Source organism: Vibrio sp. 10N.222.48.A3, assembly GCF_041475345.1.
GTDB lineage: Bacteria > Pseudomonadota > Gammaproteobacteria > Enterobacterales > Vibrionaceae > Vibrio > Vibrio tasmaniensis_A.
The window spans coordinates 1-3642 of sequence record NZ_JBFRVX010001035.1 but is presented as its reverse complement, the minus strand read 5'-3'; the positions used below and the strand labels follow the sequence as shown (position 1 = coordinate 3642).

The window sequence follows — 3642 nt, the reverse complement described above, 5'->3', positions numbered from 1 at the left end:
TCTACATTTAGATCAAGGCGTAGCCATTGCTGACACTAAGGTACTAAAAGAAGATCCAAACATGGTCATCATGTGGGCTGGCTACGGCTTCGCAAAAGATTACAACAAAGCACGCGGCCACTTTTATGCCATTGACGATGTAAGACAAACACTTCGTACTGGCGGCCCAACGGACGAAAGCTCTGGTCCAATGCCAATGGCGTGTTGGAGTTGTAAGAGCCCAGATGTCGCTCGTGTTATCGAAGAGCGTGGTGAAGATGGTTATTTTGAAGGTAAATGGGCGCGTCTTGGCAACGAGATCATTAACCCTATTGGCTGTTCAGACTGTCACGATACCCAAAGCGAAGGCTTTAAGAATGGTGAGCCAGCATTGAAGGTGACTCGTCCTTACGTTGAACGAGCATTTGAAACGATTGGTAAAAAGTTTGATGAACAAAGTCGTTTAGACCAACAAGCTTCTGTTTGTGCTCAGTGCCACGTGGAATACTACTTCACAGGGCCAACCAAAGGTGTGAAATTCCCTTGGGACCAAGGTACAACCGTTGGCGACATGGAACGCTACTATGATGCAATCAACTTTAAAGATTGGACGCATAAAGTATCGAAAGCACCCATGCTGAAAGCGCAACACCCAGGTTTCGAAACATGGCGCGAAGGTATTCACGGCAAAAACAAAGTTGTTTGTGCTGACTGTCATATGCCGAAAGTGACCAAAGAAGATGGCACCGTTTATACCGACCATAAAGTGGGTAACCCATTCGACCGCTTCGAAGATACGTGTGCAAACTGTCACACTCAATCGAAAGAAACTATGCGTAACATCGTTTCAAGCCGTAAAGCGCAAGTACTAAACATGAAGCTGACTGCTGAGAAACAAATCGTTGCTGCTCACTTTGAAGCAGGCGCAGCATGGGAAGCGGGTGCGACAGAGCAAGAGATGGAACCTATCTTACTCGATATCCGTCACGCTCAATGGCGTTGGGACTACGCTATCGCGTCTCACGGTATTCACATGCACGCACCTGAAATCGCTCTAGAAGTGCTAGGTACTGCCGTTGACCGCGCCGCGGATGCTCGTACTAAGATTGTTCGTCTACTGGCGAAGAAAGGCATCACCGATCCAATCGAGATTCCAGATATCTCGACAAAAGAAGCGGCTCAAAAAGCGCTTGGAATGGACATGGATAAGATGAACGCAGAGAAACAGCACTTCTTAGACACGGTTGTTCCTAAATGGGAAGAGCAAGCTGAAAAGCGTGAAGCCAACTACGAATACTAGTTTCTTCCATTAGACCATTAAGTAAAAACCAGTCACACTATTGTTGTGTGGCTGGTTTTTTAGGTTTTAGGGGAATACAGATCAATATCGAATCCCCGATCCACTCGCCAATTCAAGGAATAAACAATGAAAATCTTACTTTCGCTTTCGGCATTATGTATTGCACTACTCAGTTCAAGCGTTCACGCATCTGAGCGTGCTGAGACAGGGTGGGAATTAATAGAGAAAGGTGCATTAGTGGTTGATGTCAGAACACCTGCAGAGTTCGAACAAGGGCATCTAGACAACGCCATCAACTACCCTCTTTCTGAAGTGGCTACTCACTTTGCTAAGATAGATAAAGACCAACCCATCGTGTTGTACTGCCGCAGTGGCAATCGTTCAGGGCAAGCTTATCAATTCTTGCGCGCTCAAGGGTTTACTCAAATCCACAATGCTGGTGGCTTAATCGAAATGCAGGAAAACCAATAGTCTTCGAAATGAGATCTTAAGTAAGATCGCCTCTTTAGCAATTAGCCAAGCTTAACGGATCATCTGTTTGGCTTGGTTGATCGAATGGATAATAGAGACACGATCAATGCCCTTCTGATTGGAATCTAAGATTTGAGTCCACGCATCGATCGCTTGTTGATAGCGCATGCTGATGAAGTGATCGGTCGCAATCAACATCAATGCCGTACGATCATTGGGATCAAGCTGCATGGAGTGCTCCAACAACGCATTAACATCATCACTCATCGCTTGAGAGCTAAGATAATAAAGTGCTGTTGCTTTGGCAGCATAGAGGCCAGAAGGCGCTTGAGGATCTAAGCGAATCGCATAATCGTAGCAAGTGAATGCCGCATCAAACTCCGCTTTCTGCATGTACACACCACCAAGCTTAAACCACAAGTCGGATTGATTCGGGTCTTGCTCAAGGCTTTGCTGAAGCTCATCTTCGAAATCTGTTGCCGTGTAGTTATTGCTATCATCCAAAGGAAGTTGAGGTAACTCTTGTTTCAGTTGAGACCAGACCAGCACGCTCAAAGCCACCGCTGTAAGAGAAATCACCACATTGCCTTTTAGATGGCTGCCATTGTTGCTCGCGGCAATAACGACCGCGATCAAAAACAGACTCATTAGTACCAACGCAACCAACAACCAGATATCCATTCCACATCCCTTTTATTTAGATCTATCTCTACTCTATCGTTTTCGCACTGTCTCGTTATTGATCAAAGTTTAGCGTTCGAGATTTAGTATCAAACTTTTGCATAAAAGCGACGGGTTAAGGTTGGTGCTAAAACCTAAGCCATAAGCCAAATGAGAAGAGAAGAGAAGAGAAGAGAAAAAGAGTGAAATGACAGGCAATAAAAAACCGAGCACTTAGGCTCGGTTTTTTCATTGGTAAGCTTAATTACTTAACGTAATCGAGATTACTCAGTGTCTTGCTCGCTATCACTTTCAGAGTCAGAAGCATCAGATGCTTGCTCTTCACTTGATTCAGAAACAACAGCCGTTTCAGCGTTTACTGCGTCAGCATTTGCTTCTTCAGTTTCTTCGCCTTCAACAATCTCAGCTTCTTCTACTTCGTCGATACGTTGTAGACCTACAACATTCTCGTCTTCAGCAGTACGAATCAGTGTTACACCTTGAGTGTTACGACCAACTTGGCTTACTTCCGCTACGCGAGTACGTACTAGTGTACCTGCGTCGGTGATCATCATCATTTCATCGCCTTCTTCAACCTGAACAGCACCAACTACTGGGCCATTACGATCAGAGACTTTGATAGATACTACACCTTGCGTTGCACGGCCTTTCGTTGGGTATTCAGCCAGCTCAGTACGCTTACCGTAACCGTTTTGAGTCACAGTTAGGATATCGCCTTCGTTTGAAGGAACAATCAGTGAAACCACTTGATCGTCTTCTGGAAGCTTCATACCACGAACACCAGAGGCAGTACGACCCATTGGACGTACTTTGTCCTCGTTAAAGCGAACAACTTTGCCCGACTTCGAGAACAGCATGATGTCGCTATTACCGTCAGTAATATCAACGCCAATCAGTGAATCATCGTCACGTAAGTTAACTGCGATTAGGCCGTTAGCACGTACGTTTGCGAATTGATCCAGTGATGTCTTCTTAACGGTACCGTCGCCTGTTGCCATGAAGATGAATTTCTCGTTAGAGAACTCAGAAACAGGCAGGATAGCCGTAATACGCTCACCTTCTTCTAGAGGAAGAATGTTAACGATAGGCTTACCACGAGCCGTGCGGCTTGCTTGAGGCAGTTGGTAAACTTTCAAGCGGTACGTTTTACCACGAGTAGAGAAACATAAGATGTTATCGTGAGTATTAGCAACAAGCAGACGCTCAATGTA

4 protein-coding genes are annotated in these 3642 nt (G+C 45.3%); 2 read left to right on the top strand and 2 right to left on the bottom strand.

All coding sequences use genetic code 11. The features are described from left to right. The coding region (nrfA, locus tag AB4653_RS23335; protein WP_372105435.1) for an ammonia-forming nitrite reductase cytochrome c552 subunit at positions 1 to 1279 on the top strand (1279 nt) is incomplete at its 5' end. Positions 1280 to 1405: 126 nt separating this feature from the next. Further along, positions 1406 to 1750, top strand: coding sequence for a rhodanese-like domain-containing protein (locus AB4653_RS23330; protein WP_009848845.1), 345 nt, complete (start codon positions 1406 to 1408; stop codon positions 1748 to 1750). A gap of 51 nt (positions 1751 to 1801) precedes the next feature. Here AB4653_RS23330 and AB4653_RS23325 read toward each other — a convergent pair whose 3' ends face one another. Both AB4653_RS23325 and AB4653_RS23320 read right to left on the bottom strand, forming a co-directional pair. Next, a complete protein-coding gene (locus AB4653_RS23325) occupies positions 1802 to 2431 on the bottom strand; it encodes a hypothetical protein (protein ID WP_009848846.1) in 630 nt (209 codons plus the stop codon). 263 nt (positions 2432 to 2694) lie between these two features. Further along, positions 2695 to 3642, bottom strand: a 948-nt coding sequence (locus AB4653_RS23320; protein ID WP_372105434.1) for a DNA gyrase C-terminal beta-propeller domain-containing protein, incomplete at its 5' end; no start/stop codon positions are given.

Excerpts from the sequence above, each read along its gene's own strand:
- AB4653_RS23330 (WP_009848845.1), top strand. The coding sequence starts at position 1,406 with ATGAAAATCTTACTTTCGCTTTCGGCATTATGTATTGCACTACTCAGT.
- AB4653_RS23325 (WP_009848846.1), bottom strand. The coding sequence starts at position 2,431 with ATGGATATCTGGTTGTTGGTTGCGTTGGTACTAATGAGTCTGTTTTTG.